Here is a 21,883-nt window from a genome sequence, read left to right as displayed (position 1 = left end):
TATTTCGTAGGAGACACATCCTGCCCCAGCATATCAGCAGCAGTTCCGGTAGCGTTCCACACAGGTCGCGATCACCTCCTCGGCCGGGCGCTTCCACCAGTCGTCTGCGGAGAAGATCTCGACCTCCTGAGCCCCGTGGAAGCCGGCCGCCTCGATCCGGCGCCGGATACCCTTGAGGTCGATGACGCCGTCGCCCATCATGCCGCGATCCGTCAGCATGTCCTTCGTGGGGACGAGCCAATCGCAGATGTGATGAGCGAGGATCGCCTGCATTTTGCCGGCCCTCGCGATCTGCTCGTCGAGATCGGGATCCCACCATACGTGATAGACGTCGATCGCCACGCCGACGCCCGGGCCAAGGGTGTCGCAGATATCGAGAGCCTGTCCGAGCGTGTTCACGCAGGCGCGGTCGGCGGCATACATCGGATGCAGCGGCTCGATCGCAAGCGGCACGCCGGCCGCGCGCGCATGCGGCAGCACCGCCGCGATCCCTTCCAGAACCATCCGCCTCGCCGCGTCGATGTTCTTCGAACCTCCCGGAAGGCCGCCGACAACCAGTACCAGGCAATCGGCGCCGAGTTCCGCTGCCTCGTCCACCGCGCGCCTGTTGTCGTCGATCGCCTTTTCGCGTCCTGACGCTTCCGGCGCCGGAAAGAAGCCGCCGCGGCATAGCCCGGTGAGCTTCAGACCGTTGGAGCGGACGATACGCACGGCCTCGTCGAACCCGACCGCCGCCACCTGGTCGCGCCAGGGCGCAATCGCCGTGATGCCGTGCTTTAGACAGATATCCACGGCTTCGGCGAAGCCGCACTGCTCCCGGATCGTCGCCAGATTGATGGAAAGCCCGTCGACCAGCATATGTTCTCCTCCCGACTTCAGGACACCGTCGCCGCCCAGTCCGGCTCGACGGATGAGCCGAGGCCGACGGACCGCAAGACGGTGGAAAAGGTGATTTCGCCGCCGCGGATCGCCAGCCGCGCCCGTTCGCCAGCGCTTTCGTAGAGATCGCCATGACGCGCGAGATAGGCGGCCTGTTCTGCCGCCGGGGCGCCGGCCATGCCGTCGACATAGTGGTGGCCGTTGCGTTCGACGTGGCCGGCGCCGATAAGCGCTGCCAGCACGAGGTCCTGCTGGAGCGCCAGGCCCGACTGCGTCGTCAGGTCCTCGGCGGACATGAAACAGCATGCGGTCCCGGCCTCGGCGTTCCACATCTTCACGCGAGCGCGGTTGATGAGTGCCCGGTAGAAGCCTTTGCAGGACTTCGAGGAGATGCCGGCATAACCGAGCGCGCGGGCACGGAGAAACGCGCCGATATCGCCGTCGGACTCGTCGATTTCGAGCGGCATCCGCCGGGCGACCTCCGTGACCGGTTTGGACAGCGCCTCGGCGCGAGCGATCGGCTGCTCGAAGAAGAGCGCCGAGGCGCTCAATTTTTCGAGCCGCGGCTCTTCGGCGATCCGGTCGAGGAGATCGGCAACGGCATCGGCATTTTCGAACTGTTCGTTGCCGTCGAGCGTCACCCGATACGCATCGACGCCCTGGTCGAGAATGGCGGCGATGGCGAGCAGACGCTCGGTGTCTTCGGCCGGGCGCCCCGATACCTTGATCTTGAAATAGCGGTGGCCATAGGCGGCGATCACCTCTTCCAGCGTCTGTGGCAGGCCGTCCTCCAGCCGCTGCCCGGGCGCGAAATCGGCCGCCGTCAGCGCGTCTGCAAGGCCGATCGTGTGGCGAACGGCCAGCCTCGGGCCGGGTTCGAGGCGCGAGAGGAACCGCGCAAGGTCGAAGCCTCCCAGATCGGGCGCGGTGGCGTCGGTGATGCCCGGCAGGTTGCCTCTGACCGCCTCGGCGGCGTTTGCTCCGGTCATGCGGCACACCGCGTCGAGGATGGCGCGGTCAAGGAGCGCCAGGCCGTAGGAGGCGACAAGGGCTGGCAGGCCATGCCGGGCTGCCGCCCGGTGGTGATCACCCTCGGCAGCCGCGTGCAGTCCAAAGGGGGTCTGCGCCTGCAGCGATGTCAGCCCTTCGACCGCCAGACGCAAGGAGGCACGCAGCTGCTCGATATTGTCCTGCGGCGAAAGACCCGGGTTCTTGTCGAACCATTTCGGCATCATCATCTCGGCCGCCCAGCCGATGGCGGACCGGCCGCGCGCATCCTCCACCCGCACCCGGACGAAGGCCTGCGGCGCGCTCGCAACGCGCGCCGAGCCGAAGCGGAAAGGAAAACGGAATTCGACCGGCCGCTCGAAAACCTCCGCTTCGGCCAGCCTGACGCGCGGGGCTTGCGTCATCGCAAAGCCTCACTCGACGCCGTGCACGGCGAGCACGCGCCGCATGCGGGCGGCGGCAAGCTCCGGATCGGTCAGGACCCCGGCTTTGTCAGCAAGGCGGAAAAGCTCGGCGAGATGGACGAGCGATCGGGCGCTCTGCTGTCCGCCGATCATGATGAAATGGTCCTGAAGGCCGTTCAGATAAGCAAGGAAGACGACGCCGGTCTTGTAGAAACGCGTCGGCGCCTTGAAGATGTGGCGCGAGAGCGGCACCGTCGGCTCCAGCAATTCGAAGAATTCGCCGTTTCGCCCGCTGCCCAGCGCTTCCAGAGCCGCCGAAGCCACCGGCGCTATGGCGTCGAAGATGCCGAGCAGCGCATCCGAATGCCCTTCCTCGTCGCCGGCGATGAGTTCGGCATAGTTGAAGTCGTCGCCGGTATACATGCGCACGGCTTTGGGCAGTTGCCGCCGCATCACGATCTCCTTCTCCTTGGAAAGGAGTGAAATCTTGATGCCGTCGACCTTTGCGGCATGCGCCTCGAGGACCTCGAGGCAGGTCTTCATCGCCGCCATGTGGTCGGCATTGCCCCAGTAGCCTTCGAGCGCCGGATCGAACATCTCGCCGAGCCAGTGAATGATCACCGGCTCCTTCACCTGCGAGAGAACGCGGTCGTAGACGCGGATATAGTCCTCCGGACCCTTCGCCGCGGCGGCAAGCGCCCGGCTCGCCATCAGGATGATCCGGCCTCCTTCTGCCTCGATCGCCTCGATCTGGCTCTCATAGGCCCGGAGAATATCGTCGATCGACACGTCCGGCCCAGGCGCCAGATGGTCGGTGCCGGCGCCGCAGGCGATCAGCGCGCCCTGGCGGCCGCGCGCTTCGGCAAGCGAGCGGCGGATGAGTTCGCGCGCTTCCGGCCAGCCGAGGCCCATGCCGCGCTGGGCTGTATCCATCGCTTCGGCAACGCCGAGACCGAGATCCCAGAGGCGGTGACGAAAGGCGAGCGTGCGCTCCCAGTCGATCGCCGGCGCCAGCCAGGGATCGTTGTCGGCGAGCGGGTCGGCGACCACATGGGCGGCGGCGAAGGCGACCCTGGAAAAGGTCTTGGCGTCACGCCTTTTGAAAGGCACCGGCCTACCCGTGAGGTCGTAGCTGGCAAGCCTGCCTTCGATTGGAAGCTTGATGCTGACCATGGTTCAGAGCTCCAATTCCGGAACGTCGAGCCAGCGGCGCTCCGCCCAGGATTTGAGGCCGAGTTCCGCAAGCTGTACGCCCTTGGCGCCGGCCTCGAGCCCATAGGGCCAGGGGCCGTCCTCCGCCACATGGCGCAGGAACATTTCCCATTGCGCCTTGAAGCCGTTGTCGAAGGCCTGCCTATCCGGCACCTCGTCCCATGTCCTGTAGAAATCGATCGTCTGCGGCTGATCGGGATTCCAGACCGGTTTCGGGGTGTTGACGCGGTGCTGCGTCCAGCATTTCGTGAGTCCGGCGACAGCGGAACCATGGGTTCCGTCGACCTGAAACGTCACCAGATCGTCGCGCCGCACGCGCACCGCCCAGGAGGAATTGATATGCGCGACGATACCGCCTTCGAGTTCGAAGGTGGCATAGGCCGCGTCGTCGGTGTCGCAGTCGTAGGAGCGGCCCTGTTCGTCGATACGGTTTGGGATATGGGTCGCGCCGAGGCAGGAGACGGCCTTCACTTCCCCGAAGAGATTGTCGAGGACGTAGCGCCAGTGGCAGAGCATGTCGAGGATGATGCCGCCGCCGTCCTTTTTCCGGTAGTTCCATGAGGGCCGCTGGGCCGGAACGCCCCAATCGCCTTCGAACACCCAGTAGCCGAACTCGCCCCGCACCGAGAGGATCTTGCCGAAAAAGCCCGAATCTCTCAGCAGGGCCAGCTTGCGAAGGCCCGGCAGGAACAGCTTGTCCTGCACGACCCCATGCTTGAGCCCGGAGGTGCGCGCCTTCCGCGCCAGCTTGACCGCCGTCCTCAGATCGTCGGAGATCGGCTTCTCGCAATAGACGTGCTTGCCGGCGTCGAGCGCGCGGCCGATGAGCTCGGCACGCATCAGCGTCGTGCCGGCGTCGAAGAATATCTGGTCGTTCGGATCGGCAAGCGCCGCGTCGAGATCGGTCGACCAGCGGGCGATGGTATGGCGCTTGGCCAATTGCTCCATCTTGTCGCGATTGCGGCCGACAATGATCGGATCGATCTCCAGCCTTTCGCCCGACTGGAGCGTGATCCCGCCCTGATCACGGATGGCCAGGATCGAGCGCACCAGATGCTGGTTGTAGCCCATGCGGCCGGTGACACCGTGCAATATTATACCCAAACGCGGCATGCCGTTCCTCCCTGAGAGGCCGGTGAGGGGAAGAACCAGCCCTCCCAAGCCAGTAACTAATCGGTTACTTTGTGGCAGAGGAGAATCGCACTTGTCAACAAAAAAAACGACATGTGCCTGGATCAGCGCCGGATCGACGCCAGCGTGACATGGACGATATGGCGCTTCCAGACGTCGAGATTGCTCTTGTCCATGAGGTCGCGGCCGAAGATCGTCGAGAGCGTGTACTGGTTGGAAAGGTAGAAATAACCGAGGGCGGCGATCGTCAGATAGAGGTTGAGCGGATCGACATCGGGCCGAAAGAGCCCCTCGGCCTTGCCGCGCCGGAGAAGGTCGGAGAGCTTGTCTATGAAGCTCGAATGCAGCTCCTTTAGACGCGTCGACTGACGCAGCCAGCGGGCCCGGTGCAGGTTCTCGGTGCCGAGGAGACTCAGGAATTCCGGATGTTCCAGGAAGTAGTCCCAGGTGAACATGGCAAGCTCGGCAATTCCCTGCTCGGGCTCCAAGTCGCTGAGATTAAGGGATTTTTCTGCCGTTCTTATCCCCACATAGGCCTCTTCCAGGACCGCGAGATAAAGCTGTTCCTTGTCGCCGAAGTAGTGGTAGAGCATGCGCTTGTTGATGCCGGCCCTCTCGGCGATGGAATCGACGCGGGCGCCGCCTATGCCGTTTTCGGCGAACTCCCGGGTCGCGGCGGCGAGGATCGAGGCACGCGTGCGCTCGGGGTCGCGCTGAAGCGCCCGCTCCGCGCGCCCCCCGGACCCGCTCCTCCCTTTCGCCTCGCCTCTTATCTTGTCCATCACGCGCAACCTCCGCAACCTCTTGCCTTTAACGGCCTTCGGTGCAACTTTGTCAAAATAATTTACAAGCCAATGACAGTTCGGCACACAACTGCTTGACAGGATCACTGCTTCTCCATAACTTGTAACCAAATAGTTATTTGTTGCAAGAGGCCGGAACGTTGTGGAGGCGTTCCGAAGGGAGGAGGAACAGATGACGCATAAGATCAGCAGGCGAAACGTACTCGCGGGAGGGGCGGCACTTCTTTCGATGTCCGCACTGGGGCCCGCCTTTGCGCAGGAGGCGCGGCTGCGGGTGCTCTGGTGGGGTTCACAGGCCCGTGCCGACCGCACGAACAAGGTCAATCAGCTCTTCCAGGAACAGAACGCGGGCGTCGCCATCAACGGCGAATTCCTCGGCTGGAGCGACTACTGGCCGCGGCTTGCCACCCAGGTGGCCGGGCGCAATGCGCCCGACATCATCCAGATGGACTATCGCTACATCGTCGAATATGCCCGGCGCGGCGCGCTCGCGCCCCTCGACGATTATCTCGGTTCCGTGCTCAAGGTCGAGGATTTCGACCAGGTGCAGATCAAGGGCGGCAGCGTCGAAGGCAAGCTCTACGGCATCAGCCTCGGCGCCAACTCGGCAGCGATGATGGTCAATGCCGCCGCTTTCGAGGAAGCCGGCATCGAACTTCCGACGCCGTCGACGACCTGGGAAGAGATGGCGCGGACGGGCGCCGAGATCACCAAGGCCGGCAAGCGCAAGGGTTTCTATGGCCTCTCCGACGGCAGCGCGGTCGAGCCGCTGTTCGAAAACTGGCTGCGCCAGCGCGGCAAGGCATTGTTCACCGCGGACGGCAAGATCGCCTATGATGCGAACGATGCGGCCGAATGGTTCGCCATGTGGCAGAAAATGCGCGAGGACAAGGCCTGCGTCCCGCCGGACATCCAGGCGCTCGACCAGTACAATGTGGAGACGAGCCCCCTATCGCTCGGCAAGGCGGCCGCTTCCTTCGCGCACTCCAATCAGTTCGTCGCCTATCAGGGCATAAACAAGGACAAACTGGCGCTGAGAAGCCACCCGCTGATCGACAAGGATGCGAAGGGCGGCCATTATCGCAAGCCGTCGATGTTCTTCTCGGTCTCGGCCCAGACCAAGGACCCGGAACTCGGCGCAAAATACGTCAACTTCTTCGTCAAGGACCCGAAAGCCGCCGAAATCCTGGGCGTCGAGCGCGGCGTACCGGAATCGGCAGCCGTACGCGAGAAACTGGCGTCGACGCTCGACGAGCTCGGCCGCGCCATGCTCGACTATGTCTCGGGCCTCGGAGCGCTTGCCGGCGATCTGCCGCCGCCGCCGCCCAGCGGTGCCGGCGAGGCGGAATTCGCTCTGCGCAACGTCGCCGAACAGGTCGGCTTCGGTCAGCTCGACGCCAAGCAAGGAGGCGAGACGCTGGTGAACGAGGTCAGCCAAATACTTGCACGAGGTTAAGGAGGATGGCGGCCGTGCAGGACACCGCTGTCGCAGTCGGCACGGGCGCGTCATCGCGCCCGGCCGCACAGGGCCGCCTGGCCAGGACATGGGCAAGCCATGGAGCCGGCTACATGTTTCTGTTGCCATGGCTCATCGGCTTCTTCGGCCTGACGCTCGGGCCCGCCATCGCCTCGCTCTATCTTTCCTTCACCAATTTCGACCTGATCCGCGCGCCGGAATGGATCGGCACCGCCAATTACGTGCGCATCGCGACGGCGGACCCGAAATTCGCCGCGGCGATCAAGGTGACCTTTCTCTATGTCGTGCTTTCGGTGCCCTTCAAGCTCGCCTTCGCGCTGCTCGTCGCGATCCTTCTCGACCGCGGCGTCCGGGGGCTCACCGTCTATCGGGCGATCTTCTACCTGCCGTCGCTGCTTGGCGGCAGCGTCGCGATCGCCGTGCTCTGGCGACAGCTCTTCGCCGGCGACGGCCTGATCAACAGCCTGCTGGCCCAGTTCGGCATCGAGGGGCCGAGCTGGATCTCTCACCCGAACTATTCGATATGGACGCTCGTGGTCTTGAGCGTCTGGCAGTTCGGATCGCCGATGATCATCTTCCTTGCGGGCCTTCGGCAGATCCCGACGGACATGTACGAGGCGGCGAGCCTCGACGGGGCGTCCAAGTTCCGTCAGTTCTACAAGATCACGCTGCCGCTCTTGACGCCGGTGATCTTCTTCAACGCGGTCGTGCAGACGATCGACGCCTTCAAGGCCTTCACTCCCGCCTTCATCATTTCCGGCGGCACCGGCGGTCCGATCAATTCGACGCTGTTCTACACTCTTTACCTCTACCAGGAGGCCTTCGGTAATTTCCGCATGGGCTACGCCTCGGCGCTTGCCTGGATTCTCGTGCTGATCATCGGGCTGTTCACGGCCTTCTCGTTCCTCACCTCTCGCTACTGGGTGCACTACGATGACTGACGCGACCATGAGCTCGGTAACCGCCCCGCCGCCGGTCCCGACGGGCCGCCGCGGCCCTGTGGGATCGGTCCTCGTTCACGCCGCCCTGATCGCCGCCTCGATCGCCATGATCTATCCGCTCCTGTGGATGATCTCGGCATCGGTCAGGCCGGAGGACGAGATCTTCGCCTCCACGTCGCTTTGGCCCTCCTCGGTGGATTTCTCCTCCTATCTGCGCGGCTGGTTCGGGCTCGACGTCAGCTTCGGGCGGTTCTTCTGGAACTCGCTGGTCATCGCGGTCCTCACCGTCGTCGGCAATGTCGTCGCCTGCTCGCTCGCGGCCTATGCCTTCGCAAGGCTGCGCTTCGCGGGGCGGAATTTCTGGTTCGCGATCATGCTCGGCACGATGATGATCCCCTATCACGTGACGCTCATTCCCCAATATGTGCTCTTCCTCGATCTCGGCTGGGTGAACACCTTCCTGCCGCTGGTGGTCCCGAAGTTTCTTGCCAGCGATGCCTTCTTCATCTTCCTCATGGTGCAGTTCTTCCGCGGAATCCCGCGCGAACTGGACGAAGCGGCGATGATGGACGGCTGCGGCGCCTGGCGCATCTACTGGAAGATCATGCTGCCGCTATCGCTTCCCGTTCTGGCGACGGCCGCCATCTTCTCCTTCATCTGGACCTGGGACGATTTCTTCGGGCCGCTGATCTACCTCAACGACATGAACAGCTACACGATCCAGCTCGGCTTGAGGACCTTCGTCGACTCGAGCAGCACCTCCGACTGGGGCGGGCTCTTCGCCATGTCGACGCTCTCGCTCGTGCCGGTGTTCTTCTTCTTCCTCTTCTTCCAGCGCCTTCTGATCGAGGGCATCGCCACCACCGGCATGAAACGCTGAGCGACGGAGCTAGAAAACCATCATGGACGAATTGCGTTTCGCTGCCGTCGGGCTCAACCACAATCACATCTACGGCCAGGTCGACTGCCTGCTTCGGGCCGGCGCCCGCCTCGCCGGTTTCCACGAGAAGGACGATGCGCTGGCCGCGGAATTTTCCGCCGTCTACGCAGACGCCCCGCGCATCGCGACGGCAGAGGAAATCCTCGAGGACGAGAGCATCGGCCTCATCGTCTCGGCCGCCGTTTCGAGCGAGCGCGCGGAACTGGCGATCCGTGCCATGCAGCACGGCAAGGACGTGCTTGTCGACAAGCCGGGCATGACGAGCTTCGACCAGCTCGCCAAGCTGCGCCGGGTCCAGGCCGAGACGGGCCGCATCTTCTCGATCCTCTATTCGGAGCATTTCGAGAGCCCGGCCACGGTCAAGGCCGGCGAGCTCGTCGCCGCCGGCGCGATCGGCGAGGTGGTGCACATCGTCGGCCTCGGCCCGCACAGGCTGCGCCGCGAGACGCGGCCCGACTGGTTCTTCCGCCGCGCGGACTATGGCGGCATCCTGACCGACATCGCATCGCACCAGTGCGAGCAGTTCCTGTTCTTCACCGGCGTCAACGACGCGACCGTGCTTTCGGCGAGCGTCGGCAACCGGAGCGTTCCCGACGCTCCCGAACTGCAGGATACGGGCAGCATCCACCTCGCGACGGGGCGGGCCACCGGCATGATCCATGTGAACTGGCTGACCCCGGAGGGAATGCCGACCTGGGGCGACGGCCGGCTCTTCATCGTGGGCACATCCGGAACGATCGAGGTCCGCAAGGCGGTCGATCTCGCCGGGCGCGAAGGCGGCAACCACCTGTTTCTCGCGGACCGCAACGGCGTCGAACATATCGACTGCTCCCGCGTCGACCTGCCCTTCGGGCGCCAGTTCCTCGCCGACATCCGCGACAGGACCGAAACCGCGATGCCGCAGGAGCGCTGCTTCAAGGCCATGGAGCTTGCGCTTCAGGCGCAGGCGATCGCCGAACAGAACGGGGACAGGAACTGACATGAGCGTGAAGACAGTCGCCATCATCGGCTGCGGCATCGGGCGTTCGCATATCGTCGAGGGCTATCAGCCGCACCCGGACAAGTTCCGAGTCCAGGCTCTCTGCGACCTCAACGAGGAACGGATGAACGAAGTGGGCGACGAATTCGGGATCGAGCAGCGGACCCGCCACTTCGAGGAACTTCTCGCCGACGATGGAATCGACATCATCGACATCTGCACCCCGCCAGGCATCCATCTCGAACAGGTGCTCGCGGCCCTTGCCGCCGGCAAGCACGTGGTCTGCGAAAAGCCGCTGACCGGATCGCTCGCGGGCGTCGATGCGATCATGGAAGCCGAGAAGCAGGCACGTGGCGTGCTGATGCCGATCTTCCAGTATCGCTACGGCGACGGCATCGAGAAAGCCAAGCGCATCATCGAGGCCGGCATCGCGGGCAAGCCCTATGTCGGCTCGGTCGAGACTTTCTGGCTGCGCACGCCCGAATATTATTCCGTCCCCTGGAGGGGCAAGTGGGCGACGGAGCTCGGCGGCGTGCTCGTCACCCACGCGCTGCATCTGCACGATATGATGCTGCATCTTCTCGGCCCGGTGGCGCGCGTGTTCGGCCGGGTCGCGACCCGGGTCAACGACATCGAGGTCGAGGACTGCGCCTCCGCGAGCCTGCTCATGAAGAACGGCGCCTTCGTTTCGCTTTCCTGTACGCTCGGCTCTCAGGAGCAGATCAGCCGGCTAAGGCTGCATTTCGAGAACGTCACCTTCGAGAGCAGCCACGAACCTTATGCGCCGGGTAAGGATCCGTGGAAGATCATCGCGGCAAATGACGAAGTGCAGGCGCGGATAGACGAAGTGACCGGCGACTGGCGTCCGGTCTCGCCGCGCTTCACCACCCAGATGGCGCATTTCCACGATTTCCTGAGCGGCAGAGGACCCCTGCCCGTGACGACGCAGGATGCGCGCCGCGCGCTGGAACTGGTCACCGCGATCTATCAATCCGCCGATACCGGCCGCGAAATAGAGTTGCCGCTTGGGCCGGACAGCCCGAAGTATGCCGATTGGCGTGCGAATACCCGATAAAGGGCCGCAGGGAGGAACTTTGACATGGCGACGAGCGTCGTTCTTCAGAAGGTCGAGAAGCGCTACGGCGCGCTCGATGTGATCCACGGCATCGACCTGACCATAGACCCCGGCGAGTTCGCCGTCTTCGTGGGTCCGTCCGGTTGCGGCAAGTCGACGCTGCTCAGAATGATCGCCGGACTGGAGGAGATTTCCGGCGGCACGCTGATGCTCGACAGCGACCGTATGAACGAAGTGGCACCCGCCAGGCGCGGCATTGCGATGGTGTTCCAGTCCTATGCGCTCTATCCGCACATGTCGGTCTACAAGAATCTTGCTTTCGGCCTCGAAACGGCCGGCTTCAAGAGGGCCGAAATCGAGCCGAAGGTGCGCCGGGCGGCCGAGATCCTGCAGATCGAAAAGCTGCTCGACCGCAAGCCGAAGGCGCTCTCCGGCGGTCAGCGGCAACGCGTGGCGATCGGCCGCGCGATCGTACGCGAGCCGCGGATCTTCCTCTTCGACGAGCCGCTTTCCAACCTCGACGCCGAACTCCGCGTGCAGATGCGCGTGGAGATCTCAAGGCTTCATCGGGACCTCGGCAACACCATGATCTATGTGACGCACGATCAGGTGGAGGCCATGACCATGGCCGACAAGATCGTCGTCCTGAATTCCGGCCGGATCGAGCAGGTGGGCGCACCGCTCGATCTCTACAACAATCCCGTCAACCGCTTCGTCGCCGGCTTCATCGGCAGCCCCAAGATGAACTTCCTCAAGGCGCGGATCGCGGACGTCACCGAAAGCGAAACGGCGATCGAGGTCTGCGGCGGAACGATCCGCCTCCCCCGTCGCCTGAACGGCGCGACACAGGGGCAGGACGTCACATTCGGCATCCGGCCTGAGCATCTTTCCGCGCGCGAGGGCGGTATCGAGCTCGCTTCGGTCAATGTCGAGATCGTCGAGAATCTCGGCGGCGAAACCATGCTCTACGGGATCACGCCGGATCGCCAGCAGCTGACCGTCGCGCTGGAGGGGCAGCAGAAGGTCGAGCGGGGCTCCAATCTCGCCGTCCACTTCGACCCATCGCGCTGCCACGTCTTCGGCGCCGACGGAAGGGCCATGCGATGAAACTGTTCTACAGCCGCAATCCCAACCCGAGGCTTGCCGTCGCGGTGGCACGCCATCTCGCAGCCGAGGTCGAGTTCGAATTCGCCTCACCTTTCGCGCCGGGGCAGGCGGAGCGGTTTCGGCCGCTCAACCCCAACCTTTCGCTGCCGATACTCGTGGAGGCCGGAAAAAGCCTTTGGGAGGCCGACGCGATCGCCTGCCGGCTTTCACGCGCGGTGCAATCGGATTTCTGGCGCATGGGCGACGACGAACCCGACATGGTCCGATGGATCAGCTGGGGCAAGGAAAACTTCGTGAGGGCTTGCGACATGGTGCAGTTCGAGCGCGGCACGAAGCAGCGCTATGGGCTCGGCCCGATCGACCAGCAGCTGGTCGAGGAGGGGTTGAGCAGGTTCCGTACTGCAGCGGCGATACTCGATATGGAGCTTTCCGGGCGGAACTGGCTGGTCGGAGACGCCGTATCCCATGCGGATTTCCGAATGGCGAGCTTTCTGCCCTTCAATGACGCCGCCCGACTGCCGCTTGGCGATTATCCCAACATCTGCCGCTGGAATGATCGGCTCGAGGAGATCGACGCCTGGCGCGACCCCTTCAGGGGTCTGGATGCGCCCGAACTGCCGCCGATTCCGGAGCGCTGATCAGACCGCAGACGCCAGCCTCAAATCCGGCGATCGTCGAAGCGGTGGACGGCCACACCCGCCACGGGACTTCTTGCGGCGAAAATGCCGCCGGAGCGGTTTTTCTCGCCGATGCCCGCTGGCCGCAGCGACGTGACGAGAAGCGTCTTCAGGTCCGCTCCGGCGAAGCAGGGCATGGTCGGCGCCGGCACCGGAATGCGATGCGTCCCGACAAGGCGACCTTCGGGCGAGAAGCGATTGACGACGCCCGCCGACACGCCGGCGCTCCAGTAATGGACTTCCGCGTCGGTTGCGGCTCCGTCCGGTCGGCCGCTCGCCTCGTCCAGGCTTGCCAGCCGCCTGCGCCCGGAAAGCGCGCCCGTTGCGGGGTCGAACTGCCAGCGGTCGATCCAGGCGCCGCGCGAATCCGAGTGAAACAGAAGAGCACCGTCGCCGCTCCAGGCGAGGCCGTTGGAGCAGACGATGCCTTCCACCTTGCGTTCCACCGCGCCGTCCGGCGAGACGCGGTAGAGCGACGCGACGGGCCGGCGGTCGGGCACATCGTGCATCGTCCCCACCCAGAAGGCGCCGTCCGGTCCGACCTTGCCGTCGTTGAGGCGCGTATCCGCAACGTCCGGCTCGATCGCGGCGATTTCGCGGGTGATCGCGCCGACATCGGGATCGAACAGAACCACGCGATCGCGCTGCGCCAGCACGAGGCGTCCGGAGCGGGCGAGGCCGGCGCTGCAGGCGCCGCCCTCGACGGTCCATTCGACGTGGCCGGCGCCCGAAAGCTCGACGCGATGAAGGGCGCTGCGGCCGATATCGACGAAGAACAGGCAGTTCCGGCGCTCATCGAAAACCGGGCTTTCGGCGACGTCGCAACGCGAATCCAGAAGACACTCAAATGTTAAATCGAAAGACATGTTTCACACCATGGGCCCGGGCCGTCGCCAGAAGAATTGCGCCCAGAGGCGGTTAAACTACCATTTTTGAATTCGTTGCCGCAGTTGTCAGCTCTATCATTGCTCTTGCCCTCGCTCAACTTGTAAAATAAAAATACAAGAAACCGGCCGGGAGATCTGCATGAAAACGCCCCTCGAAACCGCGACCCTGAAGGCCTGCCGCTCGGCGCGGTGCGCCGCGGCAGCGTGTCGCCCGAAGGCGGAAAGCGTGGCCGCAAATGGTCGAGCCGGGCTACCGGCGAGCGCTTGAAGTGGATCGGAGCATGACCGGATCAGAGATCGCCATGGGAGCCGGTAATACGGGCGCGCGATTCCGTCAGATGGTAGCGCATGTAAAGGCGGGCGAGATCCCGGTTCTGGCCCGAAACGGCAGAGTAGATCTTGCGGTGTTCTTCGAGGACACGGCGGCGGCGGTCATCGGAGCCCTGCCGCGTCAGGCCGAGCGCCATGCGCATAGAGCCGCTGAGAATGTCACGCAGCTCTTCCAGAAGGCGTGGAAAAAGTTCGTTGCCCGCAGCTTCCGCTACCGCGTGGTGAAAGGCGAAGTCCTCTTCCCATCCGGTTTCCCCGCGCGCGAAGGCGCCTTCCAGGGCCGCCAGCGCCTCGCCGATCTGGTTGAGCTGAGCCTTGGTCCGGCGCATCGCGGCAAGGCCCGCGCATTCCGTCTCGAGCGCGAGCCGGGGTTCGAAAGCCCTGAGATAGATCGCGATCTCGGCCGAGGCGGCGAGACTGGTGAGCTTGTCGGACGGACGCGATTTCACGAAGGTGCCGATGCCCTGGCGCGAAACCACGAGGCCGTCGGCCTGCAGCCGCATCAGCGCCTCTCGCACGACCGGACGGGAAACCTGAAAGTCGCGGCAGATATGCGCTTCGGACGGCAGCTTGGCTCCCTCGGCCATCTGGCCGCTGGCGATCTGCTCGAGAATTTGCCCGTAGAGAACATCGGCAAGCCGCTCCCGCCGCGCCGGTTTCAGTTTCAACGTTACGTCGTTCAAGGGTCTGCCTTCACCTGTCATTTTTCTGTACAGGCGCAATCTAGCCGACCCACCCGCAAATGCAAAGGAGGCTGCCGATGACCGGGCGCAAGAAGCCGGAGGAATTTCGAAGCTTTCGCTGGTTCGGCGTCAAGGACCTCCGCGCCTTCGGCCACAGATCCCGCCTTTATCAGATGGGCTACGACCATGCGGAACTCGCAAACAAGCCCGTCATCGCGATCATCAATACCTGGAGCGACATCAATCCGTGCCACGCGCATCTGAGGACTCGGGCGGAGGAGGTCAAGCGCGGCGTCTGGCAGGCGGGCGGCTTCCCGATCGAGCTGCCCGCCATGTCGCTGGCAGAGACCTATGTGAAGCCGACGACGATGCTCTACCGCAACTTCCTGGCGATGGAGGTGGAGGAGCTCATCCGCTCGCATCCGGTCGATGGCGTCGTACTGCTTGCCGGCTGCGACAAGACTACGCCGGGAACGATCATGGGAGCGATCCAGGTCGACCTGCCGACGATCTTCGTGCCGGCCGGGCCGATGCTGCGCGGCAATTATCGCGGCCGGATGCTGGGTTCCGGATCGGACGTCTGGAAATACTGGGCGGAAAAGGAAGCCGGCCGCATCACCGAGAACGAATGGAGCGAAATGGAGCGCGGTATCGCCCGCTCCTTCGGCACCTGCATGACGATGGGCACGGCCTCGACCATGACGGCGCTGGCCGACACGCTGGGGCTTTCCCTGCCCGGCGCCTCCGCCATCCCCGCGGCGGATGCCGGCCATGCGCGAATGGCGGCGCTTTCCGGCGCGCGCATCGTCGAGATGGTCTTCGAGGACCTGAAGCCGTCCGACATCATGACGGCGAAGGCATTCGAGAATGCGCTCGCGGTGCACATGGCGATGGCCGGCTCGACCAATGCGATGATCCATCTTATCGCGATCGCGCGGCGCTGCGGCGTTCCTCTGACGCTCGATGATTTCGACCGCGTATCGGCCCAAGTCCCGGTTCTCTGCAACATCCGGCCGACCGGTGAATTCCTGATGGAGGACTTCTACTATGCCGGCGGTCTGATCGCGCTCTGGAAACAATTGAAGCCGCTCCTGCATACGGGGGAACGCAATGTGATCGGCACGATCGGCGGCGCTCTCGACGAGGCCGAAGTCCATCTGCCGGAGGTGATCCGCCCGCTGGACAGGCCGGTGGCCGCGCGCGGCGGCACGGCAATTCTCAAAGGCAACCTCGCGCCGCAGGGCTGCGTGATGAAGCCCGCGGCCGCCGATTCTGCCCTGCTCGAACATCGCGGTCCGGCCCTCGTCTTCGACGATTACGACGCGATGATGAGAGCGGTGAACGACGAGGATCTCGACGTCACAGCCGACACGGTGATGATCCTGCGCAATGCCGGTCCGGTCGGCGGACCGGGCATGCCGGAATGGGGCATGCTGCCGATCCCGAAGAAGCTTTTAAAAGAGGGCGTGCGCGACATGGTGCGCATTTCCGACGCCCGGATGAGCGGCACCAGCTACGGCGCCTGCATCCTCCACGTGGCGCCGGAGGCCTATGTCGGCGGCCCGCTGGCAGCGGTCCGCAACGGCGACATCATCGCGCTCGACGTCGATCGCCGCACGATCACGCTCGAGGTCGACCAGGCCGAGATCGAACGCCGGCTCGCCGAATGGAGGCCGCCGGAGCGCGATTATTCGAGGGGCTATCTGAAGATGCATGCGGAGAATATCCAGCAGGCACCGGAAGGCTGCGACTTCACCTTCCTGCAATCGCCCCATAAGCTGCCCGAACCCGAGATTCATTGATCACGATGACGACTGGTCATTGGAGCCGAAGTCATCACGATCCGTGCGAAGCAGGTTGTACGCATGACGACGCGACTATTGATAACCGGGGCCGCAGGCGGCCTCGGCCGCTATGCCCGCGAGGGACTGAAGGGCTGCGCCGATGTTCTGCGCCTTTCGGATGTCGCCACGCTTTTTCCCGCCCGAGAGGGCGAGGAAGTCGTGCATTGCGACCTCGCCGAGCGCGAGGCGGTCGACCGACTCGTGCGCGGCTGCGATGCGATCCTGCATCTCGGTGCGATCTCGGTTGAGTCCGACTTCGACGCTCTTCTTCAGGCCAACATCCTCGGCACCTACAATCTCTACGAGGCGGCGCGAAAGGCCGGCGTGAACCGCGTTCTCTTTGCCAGCACCAACCATGTGACCGGCTTCCATCCCGTCGGCGAGACGCTCGACCACCTGTCGCCGCGGCGGCCGGACAGCCTTTACGGCGTGAGCAAGTGCTTCGGCGAGGATCTTTCCCGGCTCTATTTCGACAAATACGGCATGGAAACCGCCTGCCTCAGGATCGGCAGCTGCTTTGCCGAACCCACGAACCGCCGCATGCTCTCCACCTGGCTGAGCCCGCGCGACTTCCTGGCGCTTGTGCGCAGGCTTCTCGATGCCCCGAAAATCGGCCATCTGGTTCTCTACGGCGTCTCCGCCAACCGTGACGTCTGGTGGTCAAACGGGCATGCGGATTTCCTCGGCTGGCGCCCGCAGGACAGCAGCGAACCTTACCGGCACGCGATTGAAGAGCGTGAGGAGGCGCCTTCGGAGGGCGTGCGCTATCAGGGCGGGCGTCATGCGGCGGCGAAGTTGCCGGGTTAAGGCAACTGGTTCCGCACGGTTCTCCATCCCCGCCGCTGCTCGGCATTGCCCTGGCGCCGCACCGCCATAGATTCTGCAGCGGCAGCTTCGGCAGCTCGTTGCGCCGTCGCTATCCGAGGTCTCGCTTCAGGAGGAATACATGACTTCCCCCAGGACGGCAGGTGACGTTTCCGGCCAAAATCCATTATCCGCCAATCCGCTCTCCGCAGATGAACTTCAGCGGATGGACGCCTACTGGCGGGCGTCGAACTACCTCTCCGTCGGCCAGATCTACCTGCTCGACAATCCGCTTCTCCGCGAGCCGCTGAAGCGGGAGCACATCAAACCGCGGCTTCTCGGCCATTGGGGTACGTCGCCGGGCCTGAACATGCTCTATGTCCACCTGAACCGGGTGATCAAACGCGACGATCTCGAGATGATGTATGTCATCGGGCCCGGGCATGGCGGGCCCTCGCTCGTCGCCCACGCCTATCTGGAGGGCACCTATAGCGAGGTCTATCCGGACATCAGCCAGGACGCCGAGGGCCTGCGGAAGCTGTTCAAGCAGTTCAGCTTCCCCGGCGGCATCCCGAGCCATGTCGCGCCGGAAACGCCTGGCAGCATTCACGAGGGCGGCGAGCTCGGCTATGCGTTGAGCCATGCCTACGGTGCCGCCTTCGACAATCCGGAGCTGATCGTCGCCTGCGTCGTGGGCGACGGGGAAGCCGAAACGGGTCCGCTCGCGACCGGCTGGCACGGCAACAAGTTCCTGAACCCGGCGCGCGACGGGTGCGTCCTGCCCATCCTGCACCTCAACGGATACAAGATCGCCAATCCCTGCTTTCTCGCACGCATACCCAGAGAGGAGCTGCAGAAATTCTTCGAGGGCATGGGCTATGCGCCGCTTTTCGTCGAAGGTCATGACCCCGCAGACGTGCACCAGCAGCTGGCGGGCGCGCTCGATACCGCGCTTGCCGATATCAGGCGCATTCAGACCGACGCCCGGGTCAACGGCAATCTGAAACGCCCTGCCTGGCCCATGATCGTCTTCCGCACACCCAAGGGCTGGACCTGCCCGGCCGAAATCGACGGCAAGAAATGCGAGGGTTACTGGCGATCGCATCAGGTGCCGATGGGGGACATGGACAAGCCGGAGCATGTCCGCATCCTCGAAGGCTGGATGAAGAGCTATCGGCCCGAGGAGCTTTTCGACGGTGAAGGGCGGCTGACGGCGGAACTGGCGGAGCTTGCCCCAACGGGCCGCCGCCGGATGAGCGACAATCCGCATGCCAATGGCGGGCTGCTGCTGCGCGACCTGAAGATGCCCGACTTCCGCGATTATGCGGTTTCGGTTCAGAGCCCCGGAACGGCCACGGCCGAGTCGGCCCGCGTGATGGGCAGCTATCTGCGCGACGTGATGAAGCTCAACCTGAAGCCCGGGAACTTCCGCCTGTTCAGTCCGGACGAAAACAATTCGAACCGCTGGCAGGACGTGCTCGAGGTCACGAATCGCTGTTTCATGGCGGACATCTATCCGGAAGACGACCATTTGTCGCCGGACGGGCGGCTGATGGAGGTCCTGAGCGAGCATCAATGCCAGGGCTGGCTCGAAGGCTATCTGCTTACCGGACGCCACGGCTTCTTTTCCTGCTACGAAGCCTTCATTCACATCATCGACTCGATGTTCAACCAGCACGCCAAATGGCTGAAGGTCTGCAACGAAATCCCGTGGCGGCGCCCGATCGCTTCCTTGAACTATTTCCTGAGCTCGCATGTCTGGCGCCAGGACCATAACGGCTTCAGCCATCAAGATCCCGGCTTCATCGACCACGTGGTCAACAAGAAGGCGGACATCATCCGCGTCTATCTGCCGCCGGACGCCAATACGCTGCTGTCGGTGACGGACCATTGCCTGAGGAGCCGCAACTACATCAACGTCGTCGTTGCCGGCAAACAGCCCTCTCCGCAATGGCTAACCATGGACCAGGCGGTGAAGCATTGCACCGAAGGCCTCGGCATCTGGGAATGGGCAAGCAACGACAAGGGCTGCGAGCCGGACGTGGTCATGGCGTGCTGCGGCGATGTTCCGACGCTTGAGACACTTGCCGCAGTGCAATTGCTGCGCGAGCACCTGCCGGAATTGAAGGTACGGGTGATCAACGTCGTCAATCTGATGAAGCTCCAGCCGTCGGGGGAGCACCCGCACGGCCTGCCGGACCGCGACTTCGACGCCCTGTTCACCAAGGACAAGCCGATCATCTTCGCCTTCCATGGCTATCCCTGGCTGATCCACCGCCTCACCTATCGCCGTACGAACCATGCCAATCTGCATGTCCGCGGCTACAAGGAAGAGGGGACGACGACGACGCCCTTCGACATGGTGGTGCTCAACCATCTGGATCGGTTCCATCTGGTCGAGGACGTCATCGACCGGCTGCCGCAACTCGGCGCCCGCGCCGCATATTTCAAGCAGGCGATCCACGAGCGGCTGATCGACCACAGGCACCATATCGAAAAATACGGCGAGGACATGCCGTCGATCAGTGGCTGGAAATGGGGCGCCGGCAGCGCCGGCACGGCACAGGGAACATCGACCGAAGGCGACAATGTCTGAAAGACCCACTTCCGCGGCCGGACATACGATCACGAAAGGCCCGCCGAAGCGGGCCTTTTTCCATGTTTCGATCCGATGCAGAGCGTGCCGCTGCCCCCAATTCAGGCCGGCAGCTGGAAGAACCAGTTGGCGAACAGCACGATGGCGAGGCCTGCGCCGAGCGCCAGATAGGGTAACATGCCCGCTTTCCTGACCCCGAGGTTCTGTCCGGAGAGACCGAGGTCCTCCATGGCTTCGAGCGGGAACCTGCCGCGATCCTGAAAATAATGGCGATAGGCGAAGACCGGCAGGATCAGCGCGGCGAAGATGAAACCGACCCACAGCGCATTGGAGTAGCCCCAGACCTTGGCGCCGGCACCCAGGAAGAGCGCGTTGACGAAGGCCAGCACGGTGTTCAGGCCAATCAGCCAGGTAGGCGCCTTCCAGGGCCGCTCGATATGGGCGGAGTCGATACGGTGGATCCAGCCGGAGTTGAGGTTCAGGAAGTTGAAGATGATGTAGCCGACATTGGAGACGGCGAGCACGAAGAAGTAGCCGCCGACATCCGAGGCGATGGCAAGCAGGAACAGATTGAAAGCGAAGTCGGTCCACATGGCCCGGGTCGGCGCGCCGTTCTCGTTCACATGGTCGAGATATTTCGGCAGCCAACCGTCCTTCGAACCCTGGTAAAGCGTGCGCGAGGAGCCGGCCATCGCCGTCATGATGGCCAGGAAGAGCGCGAGAATCATCAGCACGACGAGAAGCTGGGTGACGATACGGCCGGCGCCGATCAGGCCGCCGAGCGCCTCGGCCACACCCGTGCCGTCGATGATGCCGGGCGCCAGCATGCCGGCATGGCCAAGCACGCCCTGGAAGGCGAAGGGTACGAGGAAGAAGAACAGGCAACAGACGAGGCCGGAATAGAAGATGGCCTTGAAGGTATCGGTCCGGGGGTTCTTCAGTTCGCGCGTATAGCAGACCGCCGTTTCGAACCCGTAAGTCGACCAGGCGGCAATATAGAGACCGCCGAGAAAGAGCGTCCAGCCGCCATTGCTCCAGGTGCCGTCCTCGCCGGAATAGGCCACCGTCGGAGGCACGAGGCCGGTGACGTTGGAGGCAACGATATGGCCGCTGACGATCGGATAGATGCCGATGATCAGCAAGGGAACGAGGACGAGCATAGCGAGCCACTTCTGAACGCTGGCCGTCCCGGCAATGCCCCGATGCTGGATCGCGAAGATGATCAGCATCAGGATGCCGCCGATCAGGAATGTGGCGTTGATATTGGCCGTGGCGAGGAAGGGAATGCTGAAGCTGACCAGCGACCAGTTGCGGATCATAGGCGTCAGCGCCGCTACGCCGTCGGCTGCGAGAACCGCCTTGACGGCATCTTCCGGCGCGGTGCCGGCATGGGCCGCGATATACTCGGCGACACGGGGGCTATCGGCGGTGACGGAGGCGGCATGGGCGCCGATCCAATCGAGCACCGCCTGCGAATCCACCGCAGGAATCGGGGAGAGGGCGTTGAGGATATAACCCGCGGCGATCACGCAGCCGAGCGAAAGCACCGGCGACCACGCGAACCAGTTGCACCAGACGGAAAGCGGAGCGATGAATTTCGAATAGCGCAGCCATGCGGTCGCTCCATAGACGGAGGCGCCGCCGGACTTGTTGGCGAACATCCCGGCGATTTCCGCATAGGTGAAGGATTGCAGGAAGCCCATGATCATCGAAATGATCCAGACCGCAAAGGCCAGCTTGCCGGTCGTGCCGGCAATGCCGCCGATGGAAAAAAGCACGAGCGGCGGCACGCCAGCTGCCACCCAGAAAGCGCCCTTCCAATCGAGCGCGCGTATAAGCTTTCCCTCGGTGCCGGCAGCAATGCCGGCGTTCACCACATCTGTCATTGCTGAATTCCCCTTTTAATTGTTCCGGACGTGTTCTTCGATACGTCTCCCTGAACATGCCTCCCACGGCAGCCGGCCCGATGTTTTTGGTCACCCATTTATGCATTGAATTCAGATCCGGCCGTTTATGCATAGTGAAGAATGTTTCTTCATAGTCAATATATCTCCTTTACTTCGGTGGGGTATTTTGCCAGCATGATCCCGGGCAGGGCCCAACATT

At 63.6% G+C, this 21,883-nt stretch carries 18 protein-coding genes; 10 read left to right on the top strand and 8 right to left on the bottom strand.

The window, feature by feature from the left end; translation table 11 throughout:
- Positions 1-33: 33 nt before the first annotated feature.
- The 5 genes from AC5J09_RS12775 to AC5J09_RS12755 form a co-directional block, all read right to left on the bottom strand.
- Positions 34-858 carry a sugar phosphate isomerase/epimerase family protein gene (locus tag AC5J09_RS12775; protein ID WP_494297743.1) on the bottom strand — a complete coding sequence of 275 codons (825 nt, stop codon included), beginning with the start codon at positions 856-858 and terminating at the stop codon, positions 34-36.
- A 17-nt stretch (positions 859-875) separates the two neighbouring features.
- A complete protein-coding gene (locus tag AC5J09_RS12770) occupies positions 876-2,291 on the bottom strand; it encodes an enolase C-terminal domain-like protein (protein WP_494297742.1) in 1,416 nt (471 codons plus the stop codon).
- Positions 2,292-2,300: 9 nt separating this feature from the next.
- Positions 2,301-3,464, bottom strand: a complete 1,164-nt coding sequence (locus AC5J09_RS12765) for a dihydrodipicolinate synthase family protein (protein WP_494297741.1) — start codon at positions 3,462-3,464, stop codon at positions 2,301-2,303.
- A gap of 3 nt (positions 3,465-3,467) precedes the next feature.
- Entirely contained in the window at positions 3,468-4,616 is a 1,149-nt protein-coding gene (locus AC5J09_RS12760; protein ID WP_494297740.1) for a Gfo/Idh/MocA family protein, read from the bottom strand.
- A gap of 122 nt (positions 4,617-4,738) precedes the next feature.
- Positions 4,739-5,416, bottom strand: coding sequence for a TetR/AcrR family transcriptional regulator (locus AC5J09_RS12755; RefSeq protein WP_018093752.1), 678 nt, complete (start codon positions 5,414-5,416; stop codon positions 4,739-4,741).
- Positions 5,417-5,609: 193 nt separating this feature from the next.
- Between AC5J09_RS12755 and AC5J09_RS12750 the strand changes: the two genes are divergently transcribed.
- From AC5J09_RS12750 to AC5J09_RS12720, 7 genes are read left to right on the top strand one after another with little or no spacing between them, the layout of a single operon-like run.
- Positions 5,610-6,893 carry an ABC transporter substrate-binding protein gene (locus AC5J09_RS12750; RefSeq protein ID WP_275597044.1) on the top strand — a complete coding sequence of 428 codons (1,284 nt, stop codon included), beginning with the start codon at positions 5,610-5,612 and terminating at the stop codon, positions 6,891-6,893.
- A gap of 5 nt (positions 6,894-6,898) precedes the next feature.
- Complete coding sequence (locus AC5J09_RS12745; RefSeq protein ID WP_494297739.1) at positions 6,899-7,855, top strand: carbohydrate ABC transporter permease; 957 nt, start codon at positions 6,899-6,901, stop codon at positions 7,853-7,855.
- Positions 7,848-8,735 carry a carbohydrate ABC transporter permease gene (locus tag AC5J09_RS12740; protein WP_018093749.1) on the top strand — a complete coding sequence of 296 codons (888 nt, stop codon included), beginning with the start codon at positions 7,848-7,850 and terminating at the stop codon, positions 8,733-8,735. The genes AC5J09_RS12745 and AC5J09_RS12740 overlap by 8 nt, the downstream gene beginning before the upstream one ends.
- Positions 8,736-8,757: 22 nt before the next feature.
- Positions 8,758-9,774: a Gfo/Idh/MocA family protein gene (locus tag AC5J09_RS12735; RefSeq protein ID WP_275597045.1), complete on the top strand. Its 1,017-nt coding sequence runs from the start codon at positions 8,758-8,760 to the stop codon at positions 9,772-9,774.
- Position 9,775: 1 nt separating this feature from the next.
- A complete protein-coding gene (locus tag AC5J09_RS12730; RefSeq protein ID WP_324762636.1) occupies positions 9,776-10,849 on the top strand; it encodes a Gfo/Idh/MocA family protein in 1,074 nt (357 codons plus the stop codon).
- A 24-nt stretch (positions 10,850-10,873) separates the two neighbouring features.
- Positions 10,874-11,956: an ABC transporter ATP-binding protein gene (locus tag AC5J09_RS12725; RefSeq protein WP_275597047.1), complete on the top strand. Its 1,083-nt coding sequence runs from the start codon at positions 10,874-10,876 to the stop codon at positions 11,954-11,956.
- Positions 11,953-12,594 carry a glutathione S-transferase family protein gene (locus AC5J09_RS12720; protein ID WP_494297738.1) on the top strand — a complete coding sequence of 214 codons (642 nt, stop codon included), beginning with the start codon at positions 11,953-11,955 and terminating at the stop codon, positions 12,592-12,594. The genes AC5J09_RS12725 and AC5J09_RS12720 overlap by 4 nt, the downstream gene beginning before the upstream one ends.
- A gap of 20 nt (positions 12,595-12,614) precedes the next feature.
- Here AC5J09_RS12720 and AC5J09_RS12715 read toward each other — a convergent pair whose 3' ends face one another.
- Positions 12,615-13,499 (bottom strand): SMP-30/gluconolactonase/LRE family protein, encoded by an 885-nt coding sequence (locus AC5J09_RS12715; RefSeq protein WP_494297737.1) that lies wholly within the window; start codon positions 13,497-13,499, stop codon positions 12,615-12,617.
- A gap of 311 nt (positions 13,500-13,810) precedes the next feature.
- A complete protein-coding gene (locus AC5J09_RS12710; RefSeq protein ID WP_018093743.1) occupies positions 13,811-14,533 on the bottom strand; it encodes a FadR/GntR family transcriptional regulator in 723 nt (240 codons plus the stop codon).
- A 77-nt stretch (positions 14,534-14,610) separates the two neighbouring features.
- On the opposite strand from AC5J09_RS12710, the gene araD reads away from it, so the two are divergent.
- The 3 genes from araD to AC5J09_RS12695 all read left to right on the top strand — a co-directional run bounded on the left by araD (position 14,611) and on the right by AC5J09_RS12695 (position 19,777).
- The gene (gene araD, locus AC5J09_RS12705; protein ID WP_494297736.1) at positions 14,611-16,335 is read left to right on the top strand and encodes an L-arabinonate dehydratase; all 1,725 of its coding nucleotides are present in this window, start codon (positions 14,611-14,613) and stop codon (positions 16,333-16,335) included.
- 63 nt (positions 16,336-16,398) lie between these two features.
- The gene (locus AC5J09_RS12700) at positions 16,399-17,184 is read left to right on the top strand and encodes an NAD-dependent epimerase/dehydratase family protein (protein WP_494297735.1); all 786 of its coding nucleotides are present in this window, start codon (positions 16,399-16,401) and stop codon (positions 17,182-17,184) included.
- A 139-nt stretch (positions 17,185-17,323) separates the two neighbouring features.
- A complete protein-coding gene (locus AC5J09_RS12695) occupies positions 17,324-19,777 on the top strand; it encodes a phosphoketolase family protein (protein WP_494297734.1) in 2,454 nt (817 codons plus the stop codon).
- A 101-nt stretch (positions 19,778-19,878) separates the two neighbouring features.
- Here AC5J09_RS12695 and AC5J09_RS12690 read toward each other — a convergent pair whose 3' ends face one another.
- A complete protein-coding gene (locus AC5J09_RS12690; protein ID WP_494297733.1) occupies positions 19,879-21,663 on the bottom strand; it encodes a trimethylamine N-oxide permease in 1,785 nt (594 codons plus the stop codon).
- Positions 21,664-21,883: the final 220 nt, after the last annotated feature.

Source organism: Sinorhizobium sp. (assembly GCF_059070375.1).
This window is presented reverse-complemented; position numbering and strand designations above follow the sequence as displayed.